Origin of the sequence: Aliagarivorans taiwanensis DSM 22990, assembly GCF_000429505.1 — a bacterium.
Taxonomy (GTDB): domain Bacteria; phylum Pseudomonadota; class Gammaproteobacteria; order Enterobacterales; family Celerinatantimonadaceae; genus Aliagarivorans; species Aliagarivorans taiwanensis.
In genome coordinates, this window is the sequence record NZ_AUBZ01000004.1 from 118,151 (window position 1) to 141,197 (window position 23,047).

At 55.2% G+C, this 23,047-nt stretch carries 21 protein-coding genes and 1 other RNA gene; 3 read left to right on the top strand and 19 right to left on the bottom strand.

The genetic code is table 11. The features are described 5' to 3' along the window. Positions 1–31 precede the first annotated feature (31 nt). The gene (locus tag G462_RS21725; RefSeq protein WP_051326528.1) at positions 32–994 is read right to left on the bottom strand and encodes a M23 family metallopeptidase; all 963 of its coding nucleotides are present in this window, start codon (positions 992–994) and stop codon (positions 32–34) included. Between the two features lie 17 nt (positions 995–1,011). Here G462_RS21725 and G462_RS21730 point away from each other — a divergent pair, with 17 nt between their 5' ends. Beyond that, a complete protein-coding gene (locus G462_RS21730; RefSeq protein ID WP_051326529.1) occupies positions 1,012–1,467 on the top strand; it encodes a DUF721 domain-containing protein in 456 nt (151 codons plus the stop codon). Positions 1,468–1,494: 27 nt separating this feature from the next. Here G462_RS21730 and lpxC read toward each other — a convergent pair whose 3' ends face one another. The 18 genes from lpxC to rsmI form a co-directional block, all read right to left on the bottom strand. Continuing rightward, positions 1,495–2,412, bottom strand: a complete 918-nt coding sequence (lpxC, locus tag G462_RS0104480) for a UDP-3-O-acyl-N-acetylglucosamine deacetylase (RefSeq protein WP_026957923.1) — start codon at positions 2,410–2,412, stop codon at positions 1,495–1,497. A gap of 110 nt (positions 2,413–2,522) precedes the next feature. Then, complete coding sequence (gene ftsZ / locus G462_RS0104485; RefSeq protein ID WP_026957924.1) at positions 2,523–3,680, bottom strand: cell division protein FtsZ; 1,158 nt, start codon at positions 3,678–3,680, stop codon at positions 2,523–2,525. A 38-nt stretch (positions 3,681–3,718) separates the two neighbouring features. Further along, positions 3,719–4,975, bottom strand: coding sequence for a cell division protein FtsA (gene ftsA, locus G462_RS0104490; protein WP_026957925.1), 1,257 nt, complete (start codon positions 4,973–4,975; stop codon positions 3,719–3,721). Continuing rightward, on the bottom strand, positions 4,956–5,708 hold the full coding sequence (locus G462_RS0104495) for a cell division protein FtsQ/DivIB (RefSeq protein ID WP_026957926.1): 753 nt from the start codon (positions 5,706–5,708) through the stop codon (positions 4,956–4,958). The genes ftsA and G462_RS0104495 overlap by 20 nt, the downstream gene beginning before the upstream one ends. A gap of 1 nt (position 5,709) precedes the next feature. Next, entirely contained in the window at positions 5,710–6,627 is a 918-nt protein-coding gene (locus G462_RS0104500; protein ID WP_026957927.1) for a D-alanine--D-alanine ligase, read from the bottom strand. Then, a complete protein-coding gene (gene murC / locus G462_RS0104505) occupies positions 6,624–8,078 on the bottom strand; it encodes a UDP-N-acetylmuramate--L-alanine ligase (protein ID WP_026957928.1) in 1,455 nt (484 codons plus the stop codon). Before murC ends, G462_RS0104500 begins: the two co-directional genes overlap by 4 nt. Further along, positions 8,078–9,163, bottom strand: coding sequence for an undecaprenyldiphospho-muramoylpentapeptide beta-N-acetylglucosaminyltransferase (gene murG / locus G462_RS0104510; RefSeq protein WP_026957929.1), 1,086 nt, complete (start codon positions 9,161–9,163; stop codon positions 8,078–8,080). The genes murC and murG overlap by 1 nt, the downstream gene beginning before the upstream one ends. Continuing rightward, on the bottom strand, positions 9,156–10,391 hold the full coding sequence (ftsW, locus tag G462_RS0104515) for a cell division protein FtsW (RefSeq protein ID WP_035476756.1): 1,236 nt from the start codon (positions 10,389–10,391) through the stop codon (positions 9,156–9,158). The genes murG and ftsW overlap by 8 nt, the downstream gene beginning before the upstream one ends. Then, complete coding sequence (murD, locus tag G462_RS0104520; RefSeq protein ID WP_026957931.1) at positions 10,388–11,689, bottom strand: UDP-N-acetylmuramoyl-L-alanine--D-glutamate ligase; 1,302 nt, start codon at positions 11,687–11,689, stop codon at positions 10,388–10,390. Before murD ends, ftsW begins: the two co-directional genes overlap by 4 nt. Before the next feature lie 14 nt (positions 11,690–11,703). Next, complete coding sequence (gene mraY, locus G462_RS0104525) at positions 11,704–12,786, bottom strand: phospho-N-acetylmuramoyl-pentapeptide-transferase (protein WP_026957932.1); 1,083 nt, start codon at positions 12,784–12,786, stop codon at positions 11,704–11,706. After that, on the bottom strand, positions 12,780–14,156 hold the full coding sequence (locus G462_RS0104530; RefSeq protein WP_026957933.1) for a UDP-N-acetylmuramoyl-tripeptide--D-alanyl-D-alanine ligase: 1,377 nt from the start codon (positions 14,154–14,156) through the stop codon (positions 12,780–12,782). The genes mraY and G462_RS0104530 overlap by 7 nt, the downstream gene beginning before the upstream one ends. Next, a complete protein-coding gene (murE, locus tag G462_RS0104535) occupies positions 14,153–15,625 on the bottom strand; it encodes a UDP-N-acetylmuramoyl-L-alanyl-D-glutamate--2,6-diaminopimelate ligase (RefSeq protein ID WP_026957934.1) in 1,473 nt (490 codons plus the stop codon). Before murE ends, G462_RS0104530 begins: the two co-directional genes overlap by 4 nt. After that, a complete protein-coding gene (locus G462_RS0104540) occupies positions 15,615–17,345 on the bottom strand; it encodes a penicillin-binding transpeptidase domain-containing protein (RefSeq protein WP_026957935.1) in 1,731 nt (576 codons plus the stop codon). Before G462_RS0104540 ends, murE begins: the two co-directional genes overlap by 11 nt. Then, complete coding sequence (gene ftsL, locus G462_RS0104545; protein WP_026957936.1) at positions 17,342–17,665, bottom strand: cell division protein FtsL; 324 nt, start codon at positions 17,663–17,665, stop codon at positions 17,342–17,344. The genes G462_RS0104540 and ftsL overlap by 4 nt, the downstream gene beginning before the upstream one ends. Continuing rightward, a complete protein-coding gene (gene rsmH / locus G462_RS0104550; protein ID WP_026957937.1) occupies positions 17,662–18,600 on the bottom strand; it encodes a 16S rRNA (cytosine(1402)-N(4))-methyltransferase RsmH in 939 nt (312 codons plus the stop codon). The genes ftsL and rsmH overlap by 4 nt, the downstream gene beginning before the upstream one ends. Then, positions 18,601–19,056 (bottom strand): division/cell wall cluster transcriptional repressor MraZ, encoded by a 456-nt coding sequence (gene mraZ, locus G462_RS0104555; protein WP_026957938.1) that lies wholly within the window; start codon positions 19,054–19,056, stop codon positions 18,601–18,603. A 433-nt stretch (positions 19,057–19,489) separates the two neighbouring features. After that, positions 19,490–19,874: RNase P RNA component class A (gene rnpB / locus G462_RS23790), an RNA gene on the bottom strand. Between the two features lie 40 nt (positions 19,875–19,914). Continuing rightward, positions 19,915–20,748, bottom strand: a complete 834-nt coding sequence (gene rsmI / locus G462_RS0104560) for a 16S rRNA (cytidine(1402)-2'-O)-methyltransferase (protein WP_026957939.1) — start codon at positions 20,746–20,748, stop codon at positions 19,915–19,917. A 140-nt stretch (positions 20,749–20,888) separates the two neighbouring features. Here rsmI and G462_RS0104565 point away from each other — a divergent pair, with 140 nt between their 5' ends. Together G462_RS0104565 and G462_RS0104570 are read left to right on the top strand one after the other, a co-directional pair. Then, positions 20,889–22,697 (top strand): penicillin-binding protein activator, encoded by a 1,809-nt coding sequence (locus tag G462_RS0104565; RefSeq protein WP_026957940.1) that lies wholly within the window; start codon positions 20,889–20,891, stop codon positions 22,695–22,697. Beyond that, positions 22,672–23,046, top strand: a complete 375-nt coding sequence (locus G462_RS0104570) for a YraN family protein (protein WP_026957941.1) — start codon at positions 22,672–22,674, stop codon at positions 23,044–23,046. The genes G462_RS0104565 and G462_RS0104570 overlap by 26 nt, the downstream gene beginning before the upstream one ends. The last annotated feature ends 1 nt before the right edge of the window (position 23,047 follow it).

Sequence of the window (23,047 nt, forward strand, 5' to 3'; positions counted from 1 at the left end):
TGTTACTTTCTAGTTCTCGAATTCCAAGTCGCTATCCGCGAGCCTTACGATAAATATATTTGCTCGGATTCAGCGGACGTCCATGACGCAATACTTCAAAATGCACGTGTGGGCCTGTGGAGCGCCCAGTGCTTCCCATTAATGCAACTTCCTGCCCTTTGGCAACCGTGTCGCCAGCAGCAACCAGTACATCGCTGGCGTGGGCATAGCGCGTCACCATCCCATCGCCGTGTTCAATCTCTACCAACTTGCCGTAGCCGAAATGATCGCCGGCCCGCACTACCACACCAGCGCCAACTGCGTAGATGGGGGTACCTTCGGCCCCTGCAATGTCCACCCCGCGGTGAAACGACTGCCTCCCAGTGAAGGGGTCGATACGCGAGCCAAAGCGCGAAGACAGCCACACGCCTTCACCGTAGGAGGGCCATCCAGACAAATAACTATCACTTTGCAGATGGTGGCGCTGTTGCCAAGATTCAAGCACCCCCAGTTGTTTTTTGCTTTGATTGAGATCTAGTTCAATCCCCGCCAAGCCTTGGTAGATACTATTTAACTCAGGAAACTGTTGGCGATAGTCCAGCATCGGGCCACCTTGTGCCATCGAGGAGTCGGGTAGTTCAGGCTCGAAGCTGAGGTCTGAGTAAGACTCAAGGCGCTGATTCAACGCCTCTGCTAGCTCTTCATCATCGGCTAAACGCGCCCCGGCCTGTTTTAGCTTGCTGACTTCGGCGCGCAATATACCGACTTGAGATGACAGTAGTTTGACTTGCTCGGGCTGAATCTCTGCTTGCTGCAATACCTGTTGTCGAAGAGTCTGCAGCTCCAGCTGGTAGGCGTGATTTTGCGAGGATAGCTGGCGGTACTGCGCACTACCCCAGTAGATGGCGGCACCGGCAAGCAGGCACAACAGTGCCGTCAGCCAAACAATGCTGAAGGGATGCAAGCGTAGCGTTTTGGTCTGGCCCTTATGGGCGTATACTAAACGGAGTTTCATCGCCAATATGCGTTACTATGTCTAAACGTCAGCACCAACCACTCGAGCTTTCGAAATTACTGCATCAGAAGCAGTTTTCTCACTTAGAAGCTCAAATTAATAACAAACAGCAGTTTCAACAGGCCGCTGGCGCGGTACTGACTGAATTTCACTTAGATAACTGCAGAGCCAGTTATGCCCGTCAGGGGGTGATATTAATTGAAGCACCAAGCGCTGCATGGCAAAACCGCCTGAAACAGCTGCGTTTTGACCTCTTGAGCCGCTTTCGTCAAGCCTTGCCCGGCGTGGTTAGCCTAGACATTAAAATTAATCCAAAGCTGAACAGCATTAAACCAGAAGCAGCGCCAAAAAGCACGGCGAAACAGCAATTAAGCCCGACGGCGGCGAAGCACATCACAGAAGTATCAGAGCGTGTAGGCGGGGAGTTAGCTGAAAAGCTTAAGAAATTGGCGGCGCTGGCGGGAGAGAAGTAGCCAGCACCGCAAACTAAGGTTGATGCGTTAGAACGAGTAGGCAGTTTGTTGAACCGCAACAGGCGCATCTGCCTGCTCTTCGAAGGTGACCAGTTCCCACGCTTCTTGGTTAGCCATCATCTCTCTAACCAGAGCGTTGTTTAGGGCGTGGCCCGATTTAAAGGCGCGGAGATGGCCTAGAATCGGATAGCCCGCCAGATACAAATCACCCACGGCGTCTAGCAGCTTGTGTTTAACGAACTCGTCGTCGTAACGCAAACCGTCTTCGTTAAGGATCCGGTACTCATCCAGAACAATGGCGTTGTCCAAACCGCCACCCAAGCACAGATTACGCGACTGCAAAAACTCAATGTCACGCATAAAGCCAAAGGTACGCGCCCGCGAGAGTTCCTTCACAAACTGACCAGCATTAATCTGCATGCTCAGCTGTTGGTTCCGACCTTTCATGGCCGGGTGGTCGAAATCAATCGCGAAGTCAGCGGTGAAGCCTTCGTTGCTTGGTAGCAACTCAGCCCACTTATCATCAGCTTCAACTCGGATAGGCTGTTTAATGCGGATGAACTTCTTAGCCGCATTTTGCTCTTCGACACCCGCTGTTTGCAGCAGATACACGAAGGGACTGGCGCTTCCATCCATAATCGGCAGCTCAGGGGCATCCACATCCACGATCAGGTTGTCGATACCAAAGGCAGCGATCGCCGCCATAAAGTGCTCTACGGTAGAAACTTTTTCACCATTGTCATCAATCAAGCAAGTACACAGGGTGGTTTCACGCACCAACTCTGCGCTTGCCGGAATGGTCACGGCAGGCTCGAGATCAACTCGATTAAACAGCACACCAGTATTCGCTGGTGCAGGACGCAAGGTAATAGTGACCTTGTTTCCTGAATGCAAACCTACGCCTGTCGCTTCAACCGACTTCGCTAGTGTTCGCTGTTTGATCATAGATTTAACTCCTGCGTTACGACCAAAGAATCTCTAAATGGTCGGACATCTTAACACAAAATATGTGTTGGTCACACATTTTGACTACATTTTAATCGCAAGCTGATATTTTAATCTGCTTGGCGGCGCAAAAATGCCGGGATATCCAGGTACGCGCCCTCATTTCCAGTGTTACGCGTCTCACCGTTACCCACTGCGACTTTCTGCTCAATCACTGGCGCTTCATCGCTGGCAGTTTCTGGCTGAACGGTCGGTGCGTTAACCGCTTGTTGCTGAGGCTTAACAATAGTCATCTCAGGACGACGCTCGGTGCCAATACCGGTAGCAACAACAGTCACACGCAGCTCATCGCTCATTTCTGGGTCAAGTACTGCACCCACAACTACTGTAGCGTTCTCAGAGGCAAAAGCTTTAACGGCATTACCCACAGTTTCGAATTCTTCGATACCCATATCGAAGCCAGCGGTGATGTTTACCAAGATGCCGCGTGCACCTGCCAAATCGACATCTTCTAGCAGCGGGCTAGAAATCGCCATGTCGGCAGCTTGCTCTGCACGGTCTTCACCGCTTGCAATACCTGTGCCCATCATCGCAGTGCCCATCTCACGCATCACGGTGCGAACGTCTGCAAAGTCAACGTTGATCAGACCAGAGCGAGTAATCAGCTCTGCAATACCCTGTACTGCGCCCAGCAATACATTGTTGGCTTCTTTGAAGGCATCCAGCAGTGACACGCCACGGCCCAACACCTTAAGCAGCTTGTCGTTAGGAATGGTAATCAGTGAGTCCACATGCTTGGCCAGCATCTCGATGCCTTGGCTGGCATAGCTGGTACGCTTTTTACCTTCAAAGCTAAATGGCTTGGTCACTACCGCAACGGTAAGAATGTCCAGCTCCTTGGCAACTTCTGCCACCACAGGTGCCGCACCGGTGCCGGTACCACCGCCCATACCTGCCGCAATAAATACCATATCGGCACCTTGCAGCTGGCTCATGATCGCTTCGCGATCTTCCAAGGCAGCCTCACGACCCACCTCTGGGTTTGCACCAGCTCCCAAGCCCTTGGTAATGGTGCTACCGATTTGGATGGTGTTGTCAGCACTGGAGTTACGCAGTGCCTGGGCATCGGTGTTGATGGTAATGAAGTCGACACCTTCGATGGACTGGGCCACCATATGCTCAACCGCGTTACCGCCGCCGCCGCCTACGCCAACAACTTTGATTACCGCCTCATCGGTATGATTTTCCGCATCAATAATTTCTAACATGGTTCTCTCTCCGCTTGTTCCGCCGCACTGGCAAAAACTTAAAACTCACCTTTAAACCAACTGTGGAGCTGTTTCATCATATTGCTCACCACAGAGATTTGCTTCTGTTCAATAGGTCTAACTTGTTGATTTTCCATACCGTAATGCAACAAACCTACGGCGGTGGAATAGGTGGGCGCCTGTACGTATTCGGTGAGACCGCTAACCCGCAATGGAGTTCCCACTCGTACCTGACACTGCAACACACTTTCGGCGCATTCCACGATGCCCTCGATTTGTGCCGCACCACCGGTCAGCACCACACCAGCCCCGAGCTGTAACTTGTCACCCTGAGCGATCAGATCGTCAGAGACTTCGTCCAGCTTGGACTTAATCATGCTGAATAATTCGCTGTAGCGAGGCTCAATCACCTCCGCTAACGTTTGACGCTGCAAGCAGCGCGCTGGTCGACCGCCGACGCTGGGTACTTCAATGGTGTCTTCACGACTTACCATCTGGCCTAACGCGCAGCCATAGCGTACTTTGATTGCCTCGGCATCACCCAACGGCGTGCCAAACACCGTGGCGATATCCCGGGTTACCGAGTTGCCGGCAAACGGCACCACCGAGGTGTGGCGTAGTGCGCCATCGGTATAAATCGCAATATCCATGGTGCCTGAGCCGATATCCACCAGGCACACGCCCAACTCTTTTTCATCTTCGGTCAGCACCGAGTAGCTCGATGCCAACGCCGAGAAGATCAGCTGGTCAACTTTGAGATCGCAGCGCTCTACGCACTTTACGATGTTCTTCACCATGTCGTTATGACAGGTAATCAAGTGCACCTTGGCTTCCATTCGCACGCCAGACAGGCCAATCGGGTTCTTGATGCCTTCCTGGTAGTCGATGGAGAACTCCTGCGGCAACACATGCAGGATGCGATGCTCGTCAGGCAGCTTGATCGACTTGGCGGTATGGATGGCGTTGTCCACGTCATCCTGCGTCACTTCTTCGTCGCCAATCGGCACCATGCCTTTTTCATTCAGGCAGCGGATATGGTGGCCACTCACCCCCAGATAGACCGAGCTGATCTTGCAGTCCGCCATATGCTCGGCTTCGTATAAGGCCTTTTGCACCGTCTTCACCACCGAGTCGAGGTCGTTCACCCCACCCTTGTCCATTCCCTGGGCGTCATGACTGCCTACGCCGATAATGTTCATCTCATCGCCGGGTAGTACCTCGCCAATCAATGTGGTGATCTTGGCGCTGCCAATATCCAGACCAACAATCAGCTTTCTATCCGTTACCTTGGTCATCTACCAATAAACCTTCTTCTTGCTTCCAACCGACCGCAAAGCCGGTGTCATAACGTAAGTCGATGTAGGCAATGGCTGCGCTATCCAACTGCGGATAGAGCGCCAAAAACCGCTTAAGACGATTAACCCGATCGTCTTGTCCCAGTTCCAGGGTCACTCCATCGGTAAGCTTGAGTGACCAGGCATGTCGGTCACTGAGGCTCACCGCCGCCAGGCTTAGCTGACGGGTGTCTAACAGCTGCTGCAACTCTTGGTAGACCTGCAACACTTGTGGCGCCTGATCATCAGGGCCACTTAGCAGCGCTAAAGGCTGCTGAATCCGTTCATGGGGCGCATCGAAGATCTCCCCTTGGCGGTTAAGCAGCGCCGCCTTGTTCCAGCGCGCCGCGACTTGCTGTTGCTGTAAGCCGACCCGCAGTTTGTCGGGCCAAGACTTGCGCACCGTGACCTGTTTAACCCACGGCAGCTGCTCCAGCTTGTCCTTCACCTCATTCACATCGAGGGTAAAGAAGTTGCCCGCCTCTGGCAGCTCAGCCAGAGCTTGTTGCAACTCTTGGTCAAGCACATAGCCACGCTGACCACTGATATACAGCTTGCTCATCGGCTGTAGCTGTTTATCGCTCAGGTGCCGATAGGTCGCAATACAGCCGCCCAACACGCTGAGCAATACAGCGATAAAAAAGCCCAAACCCGCCCAATACTTCCAGTCAAACTGTTGAGCTTGAGCGTCCATGCTAGAGGGTCATCTCCAGCACATTCTCCACCAGCTTCTCAAAGCTCATCCCGGCAGCCGCGGCCGCTTTCGGCACCAAGCTGGTCTCGGTCATGCCCGGCGCAGTATTCACCTCAAGCAAGTACCAATTGCCCAGCTCATCGCGCATAAAGTCCACTCGGCCCCACGCTTCGCAGCCCACGGCCTGAAACGCTGCTACAGCCAACTCGCCGAGCTCGGCTTCGTCCTGCTCACTCAGGCCACTTGGGCAGAAGTACTCAGTACTGGTGCTCTTATACTTGGCCTGATAATCATAAAAGGTGTGTGGCGTCTGCATGCGAATCGAAGGCAGCGCTTTGCCACCCAATACCGCCACGGTGTACTCAGGACCAGTAATCCAGGCTTCAACCAGCACCCGCGAATCAAACTTAAAGGCTTCATCCAGCGCTTCAGCCAACTCTTTGGCATTGCTGGCCTTGGCCATACCAATGCTGGAGCCTTCCAGCGCCGGTTTTACAATCACATCACCGCTGAACTCAGCCATCAGGCCAGCGGCTTGCTCGCGGCGGTAGCTACTTTGCTCAACAATCGCATAGTGCGCAGTAGGTAGCTCCAGAGTTTGCCAAAGCTGCTTACAGCGGATCTTGTCCATCGCCAAGGCACTGCCCAGCACGCCGCTACCGGTATAAGGAATGCCCAGATACTCCAGTGCGCCTTGCAAGGTGCCGTCTTCACCGCCGCGGCCATGCAGGGCGATAAAGGCGCGCTCAAAGCCTTGTTGTTTTAGCTCGCCCAACTCGAAGCCTTGAGTATCCACTCCATGGGCGTCGATACCGGCGCGCTGCAGACCGGAGAGTACCGCTTTACCGGAGTTCAGCGACACCTCTCGCTCTGCTGAGTCGCCGCCGAACAGCACGGCAACCTTACCGAACTGACTCATGCGCCCACCTCCAGCATTGCTTTAATATCCAACTTCAATGCACCTAGCTGTTTAGCTAGCGCACCGATGTTGCCGGCACCTTGGGTAATCACCACGTCTTGGTCTTGCAGTACCTCAGCAAGCGCTGCAGGCAGATCGCTTGGCTGCTTCACATAAATGGGCTCTAAGCCACGCTGGCGCAGGCTGCGGCACAGTGCTCGGCTATCGGCACCGGGGATCACATCTTCGCCGGCAGAGTAGACTTCCAACAGCAACAGGCAATCGAGTTGCGCCAGCACATCCACGAAGTCTTCGTAGAGGTCGCGGGTACGGGTGTAGCGGTGCGGCTGGAAGGCCATAACCAAGCGGCGCTCTGGCCATGCGGCACGAGCAGCTTTCAAGGTGGCCAACACTTCGGTTGGGTGATGGCCGTAATCATCCACCAGCAATACATCACCGCGCTCGGTGGCAAACTCACCGTATTGCTGGAAGCGGCGGCCGATCCCTTCAAAGCTATTCAGGGCAGCCAGAATTGCCTCATCTTCGATACCGTCTTCGCTGGCAACGGCAATCGCCGCTGCGGCGTTCAAGGCGTTGTGCTTGCCCGGCATGTTTAGTTCGATCTGCAAGGCGTCGCCGTCTTGGCGCTCAACCACAAAACGGCAACGCTGGCCGATTTGGCTGAAGTCGCAGATGCGCACATCGGCCTGCTCGCTAAAGCCATAGGTAATTACCTGACGACCCACTTGTGACAGTACCGCCTGTACGCCTTCATCATCGATACACATTACGGCGATGCCGTAGAACGGCAGGTTATGTAGGAAATCAATAAAAGTGGCATGTAGCTTGGCTTCATCGCCGCCATAGGTTTCCATATGGTCAGCTTCGATATTGGTGACCACCGCAACCATCGGCTGCAGGTGCAGGAACGATGCATCGCTCTCGTCGGCTTCGGCGATCAAGTAACGGCTAGAGCCAAGCCGCGCATTGGTGCCCGCACTATTCAGCAGGCCACCGATCACGAAGGTTGGATCGCGCTCTGCTTCACCATAGATGCTGGCAATCAAACTGGTGGTGGTGGTTTTACCGTGGGTACCCGCCACCGCTACGCCATGGCGATAGCGCATCAACTCGGCCAGCATCTCAGCACGGCGCACCACCGGAATACGCGCTGCACGCGCCGCTTGTACTTCCGGGTTGTCTTCACGGATCGCGGTAGAGACCACGACCACGTTGGCATCTAGCACGTTCTCGGCATCATGGCCGAAGAAAACTGTGGCGCCGGCTTGTTCCAGACGCTTGGTCATCGGGCTTTCGGCCTGGTCAGATCCGGTGATCTGATAGCCTTCATTGGCCAATACTTCTGCAATACCGCCCATACCCGCGCCGCCGATCCCCACGAAGTGGATCCGCTTAACCCGGCGCATTTCCGGGATCATGGTTCGCAATTCAGCCAACTCAACTTTAGTCATTAGGCACTCTTTCTTAACGCTTGGCAGGCCGCGGCTACTCGCTCCGTAGCATCGCGCACTGCACATTGTTTCGCTTGTTCCGCACGCTGCTTGCGCACCGCGGGATCAGCAAATTCATCCAACAAGTCCGCGATCCGCTGCGGCTCAAATTCGTTTTGTGGCAGCAAGCTGGCTGCCCCCGCATCCACCAGATAGCGGGCATTTTTAGTTTGATGATCGTCAACTGCGTAGGGCAGCGGCACGAAGATGGCGGGTAGACCAACCACCGCCACTTCCGACACGGTTAACGCGCCAGCCCGGCAGAGTATCACATCCGCCCACTCATAGGCTTCAGACATATCATCAATAAATTCAGTAACCTGGAGCTTATCGTCAGCATCTACATTAAACCCAGCGTGGGTGTAAGCGGCTAGGCAATCCTCCAGTTTGTGGCGCCCCACTTGGTGGCGCACCTCTGGGCGTTGCTCGGTCTTGGCCAAAGCCTCGGGCAACACCTGATTAAACACCTGCGCGCCTAAGCTGCCGCCAATCACCAGCAGGCGGTAGGGCTGCGCTTCGCGCGGCGCACTGATCAGCTCTAACAGCTCCTTGCGCACCGGATTACCCACCACTTGGGTTTTGCCCTTGTCTGGCAGCGCCCCGGGAAAGGCCAGCATGACCTTGGCGGCCACCTTGGCCAAATAGCGGTTGGTCATACCCGCCGCCGCGTTCTGTTCATGCAGCACCAAAGGAATGCCGCTGAGCCACGCCGCAATACCGCCAGGGCCGCTGGCATAGCCGCCCATTCCCAGCACCACATCCGGCTTAAAACGCTGGATGATACTGCGCGCTTGGCGCACCGCGTTAAGCAGCTTGAACGGTGCAGCCAGCTTGCGAGCGATACCATTGCCACGCACGCCTTTGATATCGATAAAGGCGATCTCGAAGCCGTGCTTGGGCACCAACTGCGCTTCCATCCGCTCGGCGGTGCCGAGCCATAACACTTCCCAGCCTTGTGACTGCAGCTTCTTCGCTACCGCCAGTCCGGGGAACACATGGCCGCCGGTGCCGCCGGCCATCACTAAGATACGTCCGGGTTTAGTCATGACCATCCCTCGTGTAGGCTTGGCACTGCTCAAGCCGTAGTTCGTGGTCAATCCGCAGCAAAATCCCGACTGCTACCGACATCACTAACAAGCTCGAACCACCGTAGCTAATCAACGGTAGGGTCAAGCCCTTGGTCGGCAACAACCCTGATGCCGCACCGATATTTACCATGGTCTGGAAACTAAACCAGATAGCGATCCCGCAGGCCAGATAGCCGGCATATGCCTGCTGCTGGGCGAGTGCACGACGGCCAATATTCATCGCCTTCATTACTAAGGCAATCAGCAGCGCTAGCACGATCAACACGCCACTAAAGCCCAGCTCTTCGGCCAGCACTGCCACCACAAAGTCGGTGTGGGCCTCTGGCAGATACTCGAGCTTTTGAATCGAGTTCCCCAGCCCTTCGCCAAACCAGTTGCCACGGCCAAAGGCCATCAGCGACTGAGTAAGCTGATAACCACTACCGAATGGGTCTTCCCACGGGTTTACAAAGCTGGTCATACGGCGCATTCGGTAGGGCGCGGTCACAATCAAAGCCACCACTGCAACGCCGCCAACGAAAATCAAACTAAAGAACTGGATCAACTTGGCACCGGCCAGGAACAGCATTCCCACCGTCGCCACAAACATCACCACCACACTGCCCAAATCGGGCTGCGCCAGAATCAAGAAGGCCAGCAGGAAGAACACCACCAAGGGCTTCAAAAAGCCCTTCAGGTTCTCACGCACTTGTTCTTGGCGACGCACCAAGTAAGCCGCCAGATAGGCCAACAAGGCTAGCTTGGCGAACTCTGCCGGCTGTAGGTTAACGGGGCCAAGGCCAATCCAACGGACACTGCCGTTAACGTTGCGGCCAATCAGCAATACCAGCACTAGCAATGCCAAGGACGCAAGTAGCAGCCAAGTACTGCTCGCCTGCCACCAGCGGATCGGTAGCTGTACCACCACCGCCATGGCGCACAAACACAAAATCAGATAGACCACATGGCGTTTAGCAAAACGGAACGGATCGTCGCTTAAGTTGAGCCCTTCTGGGATAGATGCCGAGGCCACCATAATCAGCCCCATCACCATCAAACACAGCGATAGCCATAACAGGCCGCGATCGTAGAGCACCTCACTGGCGCGCGAGTCATCTGATTTCAGCCAGCCAGGCAGACTTAGCTGCGGCAAGCTAATTTGCGGCAGACGCGGTTTTGGCAGAGTTAGGCGCGCAAGTACACTCATAGCGCCTCCACCAACGCAGCAAAGTGCTCGCCACGCTTTTCAAAATTCGGGTACATATCCAAGCTGGCACAGGCTGGTGACAGCATGATGGTATCGCCAGTCTGGCTGTGGTTATGACACCAGCTCAACGCTTGCGACAGGTCATCGACAAGCTCTGTGGCCGGATGCAGCGCTTTAAAGCGCGCTTTATCTCGACCGAAGGCCACCACACCAGCGAGCTGCGCAAACGGCGCTTGCAGCGCATCGAGCTCGCCTTGCTTGCTGTCTCCACCGACGATCAACCACAGCTGCGCCGCCTGTTTTCGCATGCCCTGCAATGCCGCCAGGGTAGCGCCAACGTTGGTCGCCTTAGAGTCATTAATCCATTGTTTGCCAAGCTTGCGCGATACCAGCTGCGAGCGATGCGCCAAACCTTGATAGCGCTTAAGAGCCTCAATTGCGGCGGCGTGCGGAAGCGCTACTGCATCGGCGAGCGCCAGAGCCGCCAGGGCATTAGCGTAGTTATGCTCGCCCACCAACTGCAAGGCATCCACGCTGACCACCGCCTCACCATCAACCACCAGTTGGCCATCAATCAGGGCATAATCGGCAGCGCTGCGCTCGATACTGAAGCAACGCTGAGTGCTGACGTTGGTGCTCGGCGCGCTCTGGTCGTCGTCTAGGTTCACCACTGCCAGCTGAGCGCCTTGGTAGATCACTTGCTTGGCCGCCGCGTAATCCGCCAGCCCCTCGTAGCGATCCATATGGTCTTCACTGAGGTTCAGCAGGGTTGCTGCTGCAGCGCGCAGACTATGGGTGGTTTCAAGCTGGAAGCTGGACAGCTCGAGTACGTACAGCTCAACGCTGTCATCGACCACATCCAATACAGGAATGCCGATGTTGCCCGCCACCTCGACCTTGCGACCGGCTTGCTTGGCCATCTCGCCCACTAAGCTGGTCACGGTGCTCTTGCCGTTTGAACCGGTAATCGCAATCACTGGTGCCTTGGCGTACCAGCAGAATACCTCAACGTCGCCAATCAGCGATTTACCCTGCTCAGCCATTGCCTGCAGTACCGGGTGGCTCAAGGCAATCCCCGGGCTGACGATCAGTACATCGGCCTTGGCCAATACCTGTTCATCCAATGGGCCACAGTGGAGCGCAACATCGGCAGGCAACTGGTCGGCCCCCGGCGCGCTCGCGCGGGTATCGCATACAAAAGGCGTAACCCCTTTGCTCAGCAGAAAACGGACACAGCTAAGCCCGGTCTGTCCCAGACCGATTACCACATAACTTAGTTGTGGGTTAAGTTGCTGCATCCATTCCTCTTTGCTTAGCGCACCTTGAGAGTGGCCAAGCCAACAAGTACCAAAATCAATGAGATAATCCAGAAACGCACTATCACGCGCGGCTCTGGCCAACCTTTCAGTTCGTAGTGATGGTGAATAGGTGCCATGCGGAAGATCCGCTCACCACGAAGCTTGTACGAGCCCACCTGCAGGATGACCGACACGGTCTCCATCACAAATACGCCGCCCATCACCACTAACAAGAATTCCTGACGCACCAGCACTGCTACCACGCCAAGTGCCGCACCCAGTGCCAGTGAGCCCACATCGCCCATAAAGACTTGGGCTGGGTAGGTGTTAAACCATAGGAATGCCAGACCCGCGCCCACCATGGCCATACACACGATTACCAGCTCGCTGGTTTCTGGCACATAGGGGATAAACAGGTAGTTGGCGAAGTTAATGTTGCCGGTGAGGTAGGCGATAAAGGCAAACGCTGCCGCTACCATCACGCTCGGCATGATTGCCAAGCCATCGAGGCCATCGGTGAGATTGACCGCATTCGAGCTGCCAACAATCACGAAATAGGTCAGCGGGATAAACAGCCAGCCCAGCTGCGGCATAATCTCTTTAACAAACGGCAATACCAGCTGGGTCTGGGCCGCTGTGTCAGCTGACCAGAACAGGTATACCGCTACCACCAGTGCCACAACCGATTGCCAGAAGTACTTCCAGCGGGCAATCAAACCAGCCGGGTCTTTGCGCACCACTTTGCGATAGTCATCAACAAAGCCGATAGCGCCGTAGCTACCAAATACGAACAGCATCACCCACACATAAGGGTTGTCCAGGCGCGCCCATAGCAGGGTCGACAGGAACACCGATGCTAAGATCAGCACGCCGCCCATGGTGGGCGTACCAGATTTACTCAAGTGTGATTGCGGGCCATCGGTACGCACCGTTTGGCCAATCTGCAATAACTGTAGGCGGCGGATCAGCTTTGGCCCCATCAATAGGCCAAACACCAAGGCGGTCAGCACACTGACGATGGCTCTAAAGGTTAAGAAGCCAAACAGCGAAAATGCACTGAAATACTGCTGAAGATACTCAGCCAGCCAGACTAACATGGGAACCCCTCTTTATACTGCTGCTGGAGTCGCGCCACAATTTGCTCCATTTGACTACTTCTTGATCCTTTAACCAGCACCATACAGGGTGCGCTGCTATTTTTGAGATCAGCGAATAGCTGATCGAACAAGTCTTGATGAGTCGAATAAAGCGCATTCTCCCGGTCATGTTTCCGTAGAGGGGCGCAAAAAGACCGGCCATAACAATACAAGCGAAGCCCGCTGTCAAGAGCTTGCGTGACCAAATCTTCGTGGGCTTGTTCCGACTGCTCGCCCATCTCTCCCATTTGCCCAGCAATCAAGAACTTATCACCGTCGAAACCGGCAAGTAATTGCATCGCTGCGTTAAATGACGCCGGGTTAGCGTTGTAGCTATCATCCACCAAGGTCACTTGCTCACTCAGCTGGGATTTTGCTAAACGACCGGGCACCGCTTGCAGGCTAGCAAGCCCAGCGGGCACATCCTCCAAGCTGGCTCCCATGGCTAGAGCCATTGCACTGGCGGCGAGGGCATTTTTGACGTTGTGCTCACCCGCAAGCGCCAAGCTCACCGCAACCTGACCATAAGGGGAGTGAATGACAAAACGACTACCCGCAACGCCCAAATCTTCAAAGTCGCTGGCGTAGTAATCGGCGGCGGTATCGCTGAAATCGAAGTACTGCAGCGAGGCTTCGCCTGCGGCAGCTTCAAGGTCGCAGCGGTAGCTGCTGTGTAGCTCACAGATCGCCAGGCCCGAGGCATCGAGCTGTTGGAATAGCTCTGATTTTGCGATCACCACGCCTTGTTGCGAACCAAAGCCTTCGATATGCGCAGCAGACACGTTGTTGATCAGCGCAACTTTTGGCTCGACCAAGCTCGCGGTATAGGCAATCTCACCACGGTGGTTGGCGCCCATCTCGATAACCCCGAGCTGATGCTGCTCTTCAAAGCGCAACAAGGTCAGCGGTACGCCGATATCGTTGTTAAAATTGCCGTTAGTAGAAAGCACATTAGCCTGTTGCGACAAGATGGCGGTAACCATCTCTTTCACCGAGGTTTTACCGTTGCTGCCGGTAATCCCGCAGCAAGGCACGTTCAGACGCTTGCGCAGGTAGGCCGCCAGTTGCCCCATCGCGATCCGGGTATCGTCGACTAACACCTGCGGCAAGGTTGAGTCTACTTTACGTTCAACCAGCAAGGCCGCTGCGCCTTGTTCCTCGGCATCATCGACAAAGTTATGGGCATCAAAGTTGGCACCATTAAGCGCAATAAACAGCGCTTCAGGCATCGCTTGGCGGGTATCGGTGGAGACTGCAGCCACCTCGCAGTCGTTGCCCATCAGGGTGCCGCCGACCGCATCCAATAGTTCGCTAAGGTGTAAGCGGATCATCGGTGCGCCTCCAGTAGTGACTTGACCACCTCTCGGTCATCAAGACAAATCTTCTCACTGGCGTAAATCTGGTAGTCCTCATGGCCTTTACCCGCCACCAAAATCATGTCTCCCGCTTGCGCTTGGGTGATGGCCAGGGCAATGGCTTTCTCTCGGTTATGTTCAACTTGTGCCAACTCGGGCTGGCTAAGACCGGCCAGGGTATCGCGCACGATGGCTGCTGGATCTTCAAAACGGGGGTTATCGTCGGTAATGATTACCTTGTCGGCACCGCGCTCTGCCGCTTGGGCCATCAACGGGCGTTTACCGGCATCGCGGTCACCACCACAGCCGAATACACACCATAACTGGCCGAGGCAGTGCAGGCGTAGCGCTTGCAGGGCTTTGTCCAACGCATCGGGGGTGTGCGAGTAATCAACCACCACGCTGATATCGGCTTGGAACATCTCCATCCGACCGGGCACCGCCGGGGCGTTCGCGCTGGCTTGCAGCAGCGCTTCCAGCGGTAACCCCAAACAGGCACAGGCCGCAATAGCTGCCAGCATGTTCTCGGCGTTAAAACGTCCAAGTAGCGGGGTTTGCCAATTCAGCGCGCGCTGCAGGTTATAGGGGCTGAGCAGCTCGCCTTGAGCACCACTGGCGCTAAAGCGCAGCTCGGTTAATTGGAAGTCGGCGCTACTGTCTTCAAGAGACAAAGACTTCGCAGTGGAATAGTGCTGTAACAGCTGCTTACCAAAGCCATCATCGGCATTGATCAAGCGATGCTCCAGACTCGGCCAATCAAACAACATCTGTTTAGCTTTGCCATATTCGGCCATGTCGCCGTGGTAATCAAGGTGGTCTTGGCTGAGGTTGCTAAACAGCGCCAGCTTGAATGGCACGCTGGCCACTCGCCCTTGCACCAAGCCATGGGAGGAGACTTCCATCGCCACCCACTCGATACCTTGCTCGGCAAACTCCGCCAGCTGGCGCTGTACCGAGATCGCATCGCCGGTGGTATTGGCACTCTCAACCAAACTGCCCGGCTTACCATTGCCCAAGGTGCCCATTACAGCAGCCGGTACCCCCAGCTGCGCTGCCAACGCGGCAATCAAGTGGGTAATGGTGCTCTTGCCATTGGTACCTGTCACACCAATCACAGTCAACGGATTGCCATCAGGGAAGTAGCAACACTGGGCCAGCTGGGACAAGCGCGAAGGTAAACGCCAGAAGGCAATCACAGGTACTGCATCAATCCAGCGCACTTGACCATGGGCCTGCTCACTCTCGGCCTCTTCGATAATCGCCACAGCGCCTTGATTGATAGCCGATGCGATGTACTTACGACCATCGACCTGATGGCCGTTAATGGCGACAAAGATATCGCCAGTTTGGATGGCACGGCTATCCAGGTTGAGGTGATTGAAGGCTTGCTTCGGCGCCTGTTCAATCGCGAACTGCGCTAGCAGCGAGGATAATTCACGAGTCATTACTGCCTCCCCCGTTTAACTGCACTACCCGGCTGTCTAGCGCGTCAGGCGCGACGTTGAGGTACTGCAGGCCTCCCTGCATAACTTTCGAAAATACCGGCGCCGCCACAGCGCCACCGGAGTAACTGTCGGTTTGTGGCTCGTTGATAAACACCGCGATGGCCAGGCGAGGGTTGCTCACCGGCGCGACGCCTGCAAACACCGCCACATAGTCATCGCCATAGCCGCCGCGTACCGCTTTACGCGAAGTACCGGTTTTACCCGCCACGCGATAACCATCTACCGCCGCGCGGCTGCCGGTGCCTTCTGGATGCACCACATGCTCCAGCATATTCAACACACTGCGCGCCGAGCCTTCGCTAAACACTTGCTGCCCCGGATTGCCCTGCTCCAACTTAATAATCGAGATAGGACGATACACGCCACCAGAGCCCAAGGTTGCATAGGCCTGCGCCAACTGAAGCGGCGTCACCATCACCCCGTAGCCGAACGACAAGGTAGCCAGTTCAAAATCAGACCAACGACGGCGCTGCGGCATATAGCCAGCCGACTCGCCCACCAAGCCCAGGCCGCTGTCGTTGCCAAAACCTAGCTTGTAGAGGGTATCGAGCATGCCTTCAACGCCAACCTCATCGGCCAGTTGACTGGTCACTACGTTGCTGGATTTTTGCATCGCAGTGGCCATATCAATCTCGCCATAGTTGCGTGCATCGCGCACCCGCTGGCCGCCAATCTGACGCCAGCCCGGTGAGGTATCGATGATCGTATCTTCGCTAACCAAGTGATTCTCGAGCGCCGCCAACATAGTAAAGGGCTTGGCGGTAGAGCCCGGCTCGTAGGCATCGGTCAGCGCTCGGTTGCGGTAGCGATAGCTTTGCAGCTGACCTCGGTCATTAGGATTGAAAGACGGGCTATTGGCCATCGCCAGCACCTCGCCGGTAGCGATATCCAGCACCACCACGCTGCCAGAGGTGGCTTTGGTTTCTGCCACGGCCTTTTTCAACTCACGGTAGGCCAGCGCTTGCACTCGCTGATCGATGCTCAGCTGAATGTGCTGGGCATCTTCACGCTCTTTGATAATCGCTAGATCTTCAATCACCCGTCCGGTGCGGTCTTTACGCACCCGGCGCTGACCGGGCTGACCGGTTAGCCAGTCGTTGTAGCTGCGCTCTACCCCTTCCTGACCAAGGTCATCGATATTGGTAAAGCCAACAAGGTGAGCGCTCACTTCACCAGTTGGGTAGAAGCGACGTGACTCAGGCTTAACATTGATGCCTTTGATGCGAAGTTTTTTTACGTAGTCAGCAACGGCCGGACTAACTTGACGCTGCAAGTAGACAAATCGGCGTTGCGGGTCTTTGACACGCGCCTGCAGGTTGTCGATATCGGTTTCCAGCACTTTGGCCAGAGCTTGCCAGGACTGGCGCTTCAAGAGGCTGTTTTGGTCGTGGATGATCTTGGGGTCGGCCCAGATGGCGCTGACCGGTACGCTCACCGCCAGCTCTCGGCCAAAACGATCGGTAATGATGCCACGCTCAGCGCGGCTGGTTTTAGTGCGGATGGAACGCAGGTCGCCCTCATACACCAAGCGCTCTGGCGCGATCACTTGGATATAGGCGGCCCGTCCTGCTAACGAGGCAAACACCAGACAGATCACAGCGACTACCAGGTAGTAGCGCCATTTGATCAGCAATTCCGGTTTGCTATTTCGTTTATTCATGGTCTTGAGACCACCACCTGTTCTTCCAATTTGGGTCGATGCATATCCAAACGCTTGCGCGCCATGCTCTCAATCCGGCTATGTTCTGCCAGAGCATTCTGCTCAATCAGCAGATGTCGCCACTCCACATTTAATTCGTCGCGCTCCAACATCAAGCGCTCACGTTGTTCTACCAGTAAGCGCGTTTGGTGGGTGGTCCACACCACCGCCAGCGCGCTCACCAATGCCGCTAATAACAACAAAAGATGTCCGCGCGAACGCCAGACATCTTTGGCAATCAGCCGCAGTAAATTGGGCTGCCGACCAGCTTGCTCACTCATGCCAGGCGCTGCGCGACCCTCAACACAGAGCTACGAGCACGCGGGTTAACCTCTAGCTCGGCTGCTGATGGCTTAATTGCCTTGCCCACTTTCTTCATGGTCTTGCCTTGTGACAGTTGCTCGGCAGTCAGTGGCAGCCCGCGCGGAAAGCTCTGCCCCTGTTCTTGCTTGCGAATGAAGCGTTTTACCATGCGATCTTCCAGCGAGTGGAAGCTAATCACTGCCAAGCGCCCCTCTGGTGCCAGCACCTTCACCGCGCCTGCTAATGCGGTTTCAATCTCTTCCAGCTCGGAGTTGATGTACATACGAATGGCCTGGAAGCTACGGGTTGCCGGGTGCTTGAACTTGTCTTTGACCGGCACCGCCTTGTCGATAATCGCCGCCAGCTGCAGGGTGCGCTCAATCGGCTCTTCAACACGGTGATTAACGATGGCGTGGGCGATACGTTTGCCAAAGCGCTCCTCACCAAAGGTTTTAATGACCCAACAAATATCGTCTTCATCGGCTGTCGCCAGCCACTGCGCTGCGGTTTGGCCTTTGCTGGTGTCCATGCGCATGTCCAGAGGACCATCGCGCAAGAAGCTAAAGCCGCGCTCGGCATCATCGAGCTGTGGCGACGACACGCCTAAGTCGAGCAATACGCCGTCGATCTTCCCACTTAGCCCCAACACTTCCATATACTCAGCAATGCCCGAGAAGCCGCCATGCACGATCTGGAAACGCGAGTCATCAGCCAAGGCCTCTGCCGCTTGGATGGCTTGCGGATCGCGATCGATGGCGATCAAGCGCCCTTGCTCGCCAAGCTCGGCCAACACCGCGCGCGAGTGACCGCCACGGCCAAAAGTGCCATCGACGTAGATCCCGTCAGGCTTGATTGCTAGTCCATCGATGCACTCTTGCAACAGCACCGAGGTATGTGAGAATTGGTTAGTCATCTATAGTGAAAAGTCTTTTAAATTAGCGCTTAACATGTCTACTTCTTCATCCAGCGTCAGGTCGTCCGCAATCTGTTGCTGCCACTGCAATTCAGACCACAATTCAAACTTGTTCAGCTGCCCCACCAACATAATTTTTTTATCCAACTCAGCGTGCTGCCTGAGCGGCGGGGGAATCAATAAACGTCCGTTTTTGTCCATATCGCAATCATCGGCATAGCCCAGCAACAAACGTTGCAGACGGCGTTCGGCCGGGTTCATGCTGGAAAGCTTTCTTAGTTTCCTTTCTATGTCTTCCCATTCGTTCAGTGGGTACAGCAACAAGCAGCGGTGATTGATATCGATGGTGCACACCATCTGCCCTTGGCACTCGTCCAGCAACCATTGGCGATACCGGGTCGGCATGGTTAGCCGCCCCTTCGCGTCTAGGTTGATTGAACTGGCTCCGCGCAACATGGCTGGTGTTGTCCCTAATTAGGCATTTAGTCCCACTGAAATTGGATAGAGATCCACAATGATCCACTTTATCCCACTTTGGACTAAGTTTAAGGACGAGTTGTTACCTTTGCAAGCCAGCTCACCAAACAAACAGCACAAAAAAGCCAGAGGTGGCGCGGGATCATCACTAATCCCTTGATAACAAAGCGAGCTTTATTTCAGCTTTAAATAAAAAAGCTCAACTGCGGCTAATCGCTCAGAGAGTGAGCGATAACTTCGATGAATAGCCTTTAGCGATCCAACCAGCGCGACTTGGAGATCAGCCGCCGCGAACTCGCGAATGCTTGCGAAAAACTCTCAGCTTGGATCATCTGGCCGCAACCGTTGCGAATCTACCTTCCAAGAAAAGTAAAAAGCTCGCACCACCGATGGGTGATGCGAGCTTTAAAATGATGGGAGTTGGCCGATAAGCCGGGTTCTGTCGTGGACAACCATTCGTCTAGGCCAGCGATCGCTCACTGGCTCAAGCAGCCTACCCGCCCCCAACGCGGGTCGCGCCGTACGGGGGCCTATTTGGCCTTGCTCCGGGTGGAGTTTACCTCGCCGCGAGCTGTTACCAGTCGCGCGGTGCGCTCTTACCGCACCCTTTCAGCCTTACCTGTGCACCCACTCCTAAGAGCCGGGCCATCGGCGGTCTTCTCTCTGCTGCACTTGTCGTGGGCTTTCGCCCCCCAGGCGTTACCTGGCACCCTACCCTATGGAGCCCGGACTTTCCTCCCCTTCGCCCGTCTGTCCGAAGAACACAACGACGAAGCAGCGATTGTCTGGCCAACTCCGGGGGCGGACTATAGCAGAGCCGCTAACGCAAATGAACCGTTAAAGGTGATTTAGCCCGTAATCATAGAGGGCATTCTTCTTGACGCCGTAGATCTGGGCAGTAAGCGCGGCGGCTTTCTTCAATGGTAACTCGGCTTTAAGCACCTTTAAGGTGTCCAGCGCTTGTTGAGGAAGCTCGCTGGCATCGCTTTTATGGCCTTCGATAATCAGCACCATCTCGCCGCGCTGTTGGTTGGCATCGGACTGAACCCATTCAAGCAGTTCACCGGCGGGCAAGGAGCGGATCGTCTCGAAGGTTTTGGTGAGTTCGCGGGCTAGCACCACCCGGCGCGCTTCACCCAAGCAGGCAACAATATCTTTAAGGCTGTCGAGAATACGATGGGGCGATTCGTAGAACACTACCGTGGCCGGCTCTTGCTTCAACGCATTGAGTTTATCCTGACGACCTTTGGTTTTAGCAGGCAAGAAGCCTTGATAGCTAAAGCGGTCCGTCGGCAGACCTGCTGCACACAAGGCTGCGATTGCCGCACAAGCGCCGGGGATAGGCACCACCTGCAAGCCTTCAGCTTGGCAATGTGCCACCAGATGATAGCCGGGATCATTGATAAGCGGCGTGCCCGCATCAGAAACCAACGCGACGTCTTTGCCATCACGCAAGGTTTGCTCCAACCACTGACGCTTTTGCTGTTCGTTATGGTCGTGCACCGCGACACAATGCGTCGATATATTGTAATGCTGTAGCAAGCGCTTGGTGTTGCGGGTGTCTTCTGCCGCAATCACGTCGACCTCACCCAACACCTCGACCGCTCGGTAGGTGATATCCGACAAATTACCAATCGGGGTGGCTACTATAAATAATCGACCGCTGCTCATATCGCTATCCTCTGAGAAATTGTCGGCAACTTTAATCAAAACCCAAGGCTATCTCAATCTTATCTGTCAGTTACGCCGCTGGATTATTTACACCCAGACTCTTAATATAAGCAGCAAACCTCAAACTCAAGAAGAACACCTTGAACGCATTGCTAACTTTTACTTGGCGCGCCGCGAGTCTGGCCACCGTGCTGTTTTTGGCAGCCTGTGCCTCACAGCCCAGCGAAACCACTTCGGAGCAGATACTGCCTTTACCCGAGTTCAGTGCTCCTCTTGACCAATCCCCCGAGTTCTACCTACAACAGGCTCGCAGTGCAGAAGAGCTTGAACGCTTCGACTGGCAGCTGTTAGCCGCCAAGGCCTACATCAGCAAAGGCAGCATCCAAGCCGGTGAAGGCCTGCTTAAAGATCTACGCCAAGAAACGCTCACTCAGCGCCAACAAGCCGGGGTGGCGTTGGTGCAAGCGCAAAGCCTGCAACTGCAAGGACAGTATGCTGCTGCGATTGAACAGTTGAACTTCGACCCACGCTGGTCACTGCCTGACAGCTACTGGCAAAGCTACTATCAGCAGCGCGCCGAGCTGTTCCAGCTGCAAAACCGCGGTATCGCCAGCGCCGAAGCGCGTATGAGTCTGGAAAGCTATCTAGCAGGTGAGCCACAGCAGGTGAACCGCCAACTGATTTGGCAGCTGTTGCGCCCAATGACCTCGTTTACGCTGCGCAGCTTCCAAGAGCCGGGCAACGACATTAAGAACGGCTGGTTGGAAATCGTCGCGATCAACAACGAGCAAAACATCGACCATGAATCGCTAATCGCCGAGCTACAGGCGTGGCGTCAAGAGTACCCAGAACATCCAGCGCTCAGCCTGATTAGTGAAGATATGCAAACCGCGATGAGCCTAAGCCCTTATCGTCCTGAGAAGATCGCCGTACTGCTGCCGCTAAGTGGTCGCTATCAGCAAAATGCCGATGCCATCCGCCAAGGCTTAAGCGCCGCCTATCTCGACAATAAGAGCGATGTTCAGCTTAGCTTCTTCGACACCGAGCAAGCCGGTATGGCCGACATTTATGAGCAGCTTATCTCGCAAGGCTATGACTTTGTGATTGGGCCACTGCTGAAAAGTCACCTGCGTGAGCTACAAGCGCTCAGCCCTAACTTGCCGGTATTAGCGCTCAACGATATCGACTCGGAGGTGGCGGGCGATTACTACTACTTCCCGCTGTCGCCTGAGGAAGAAGCCCGTCAGGCCGCACTGTATATCCATGAGCAACAGCTTGACTACCCGCTGCTGGTCGCCCCCGGCAACAGCTTAGGCAAGCGTATGGTCGAAGCCTTTGATGAGCAATGGCTAGAGCTCAGCGATGAGCCGGCGACCAGCGTGTTTTACCACGCTCCTTCGGAGCTACAAGGGGCAATTCAGCGCTTGATGCTCACCTCCGAGTCTCAAGCACGCATCAACCAGCTTAAGCAGGTGTTGGCTAATAATGTCGAGTCGGAGGTGCGCTCACGTCGCGATACCCAAGCGGTCTATCTGATTGGTGATAGCAACCAGACCAAGTTAGCCAAGCCCTTTATCGATGTCACGGTTAGCCCCTTTGCTAGTGCACCGGTGCTGCTAACCAGCTCGCGCGGCTACACCACGGCAGTGGGCGACAACGAACTCAACGGCCTACTGGTGAGTGAGATGCCATGGCTACTGGATTCTCAGTCGGCCAACGCAGTGCGCTTCAAGCAGCTATGGCCGAATGCCGATTCGCAGCAGCGCCGCCTCTATGCCCTTGGCTACGACGCCTATCAGCTCATCGGTAAACTGGTGCAGATGCGCCACTACAGCGACTTCCAACAGCCTGGACTGAGCGGCAACCTGAGTCTTGACGACGACGGCACCGTACTGCGCCAGCTGACTTGGAACGAGTATCGCAATGGCCGGCTGGTTCCCGTTCAATAAGCAAGATAAGGGGCAGCAAGCCGAGCAATTGGCCGCTGCCTTTTTAAAGAAACAAGGCGCCAAGATAGTAGCTAAGAACTATCGTTGCCGCCGCGGCGAGATCGATCTGATCGCCCAACACGATGATGTGATCCTCTTTATCGAGGTCAAATACCGCTCTCGCGCAGATTATGGCGGTGCTGTCGCCGCGGTCGACCACCGTAAGCAGCAGCGCATACGCCTCAGCGCCGAGCACTACCTTCAGCAGCAAGGCTTAAACCTACACCACACCATGATACGTTTCGACGTAATAGCGATAATGCCTGACCAAGCGCAACCGCTGTGGCTGACGAACGCATTTGGGGAATAAC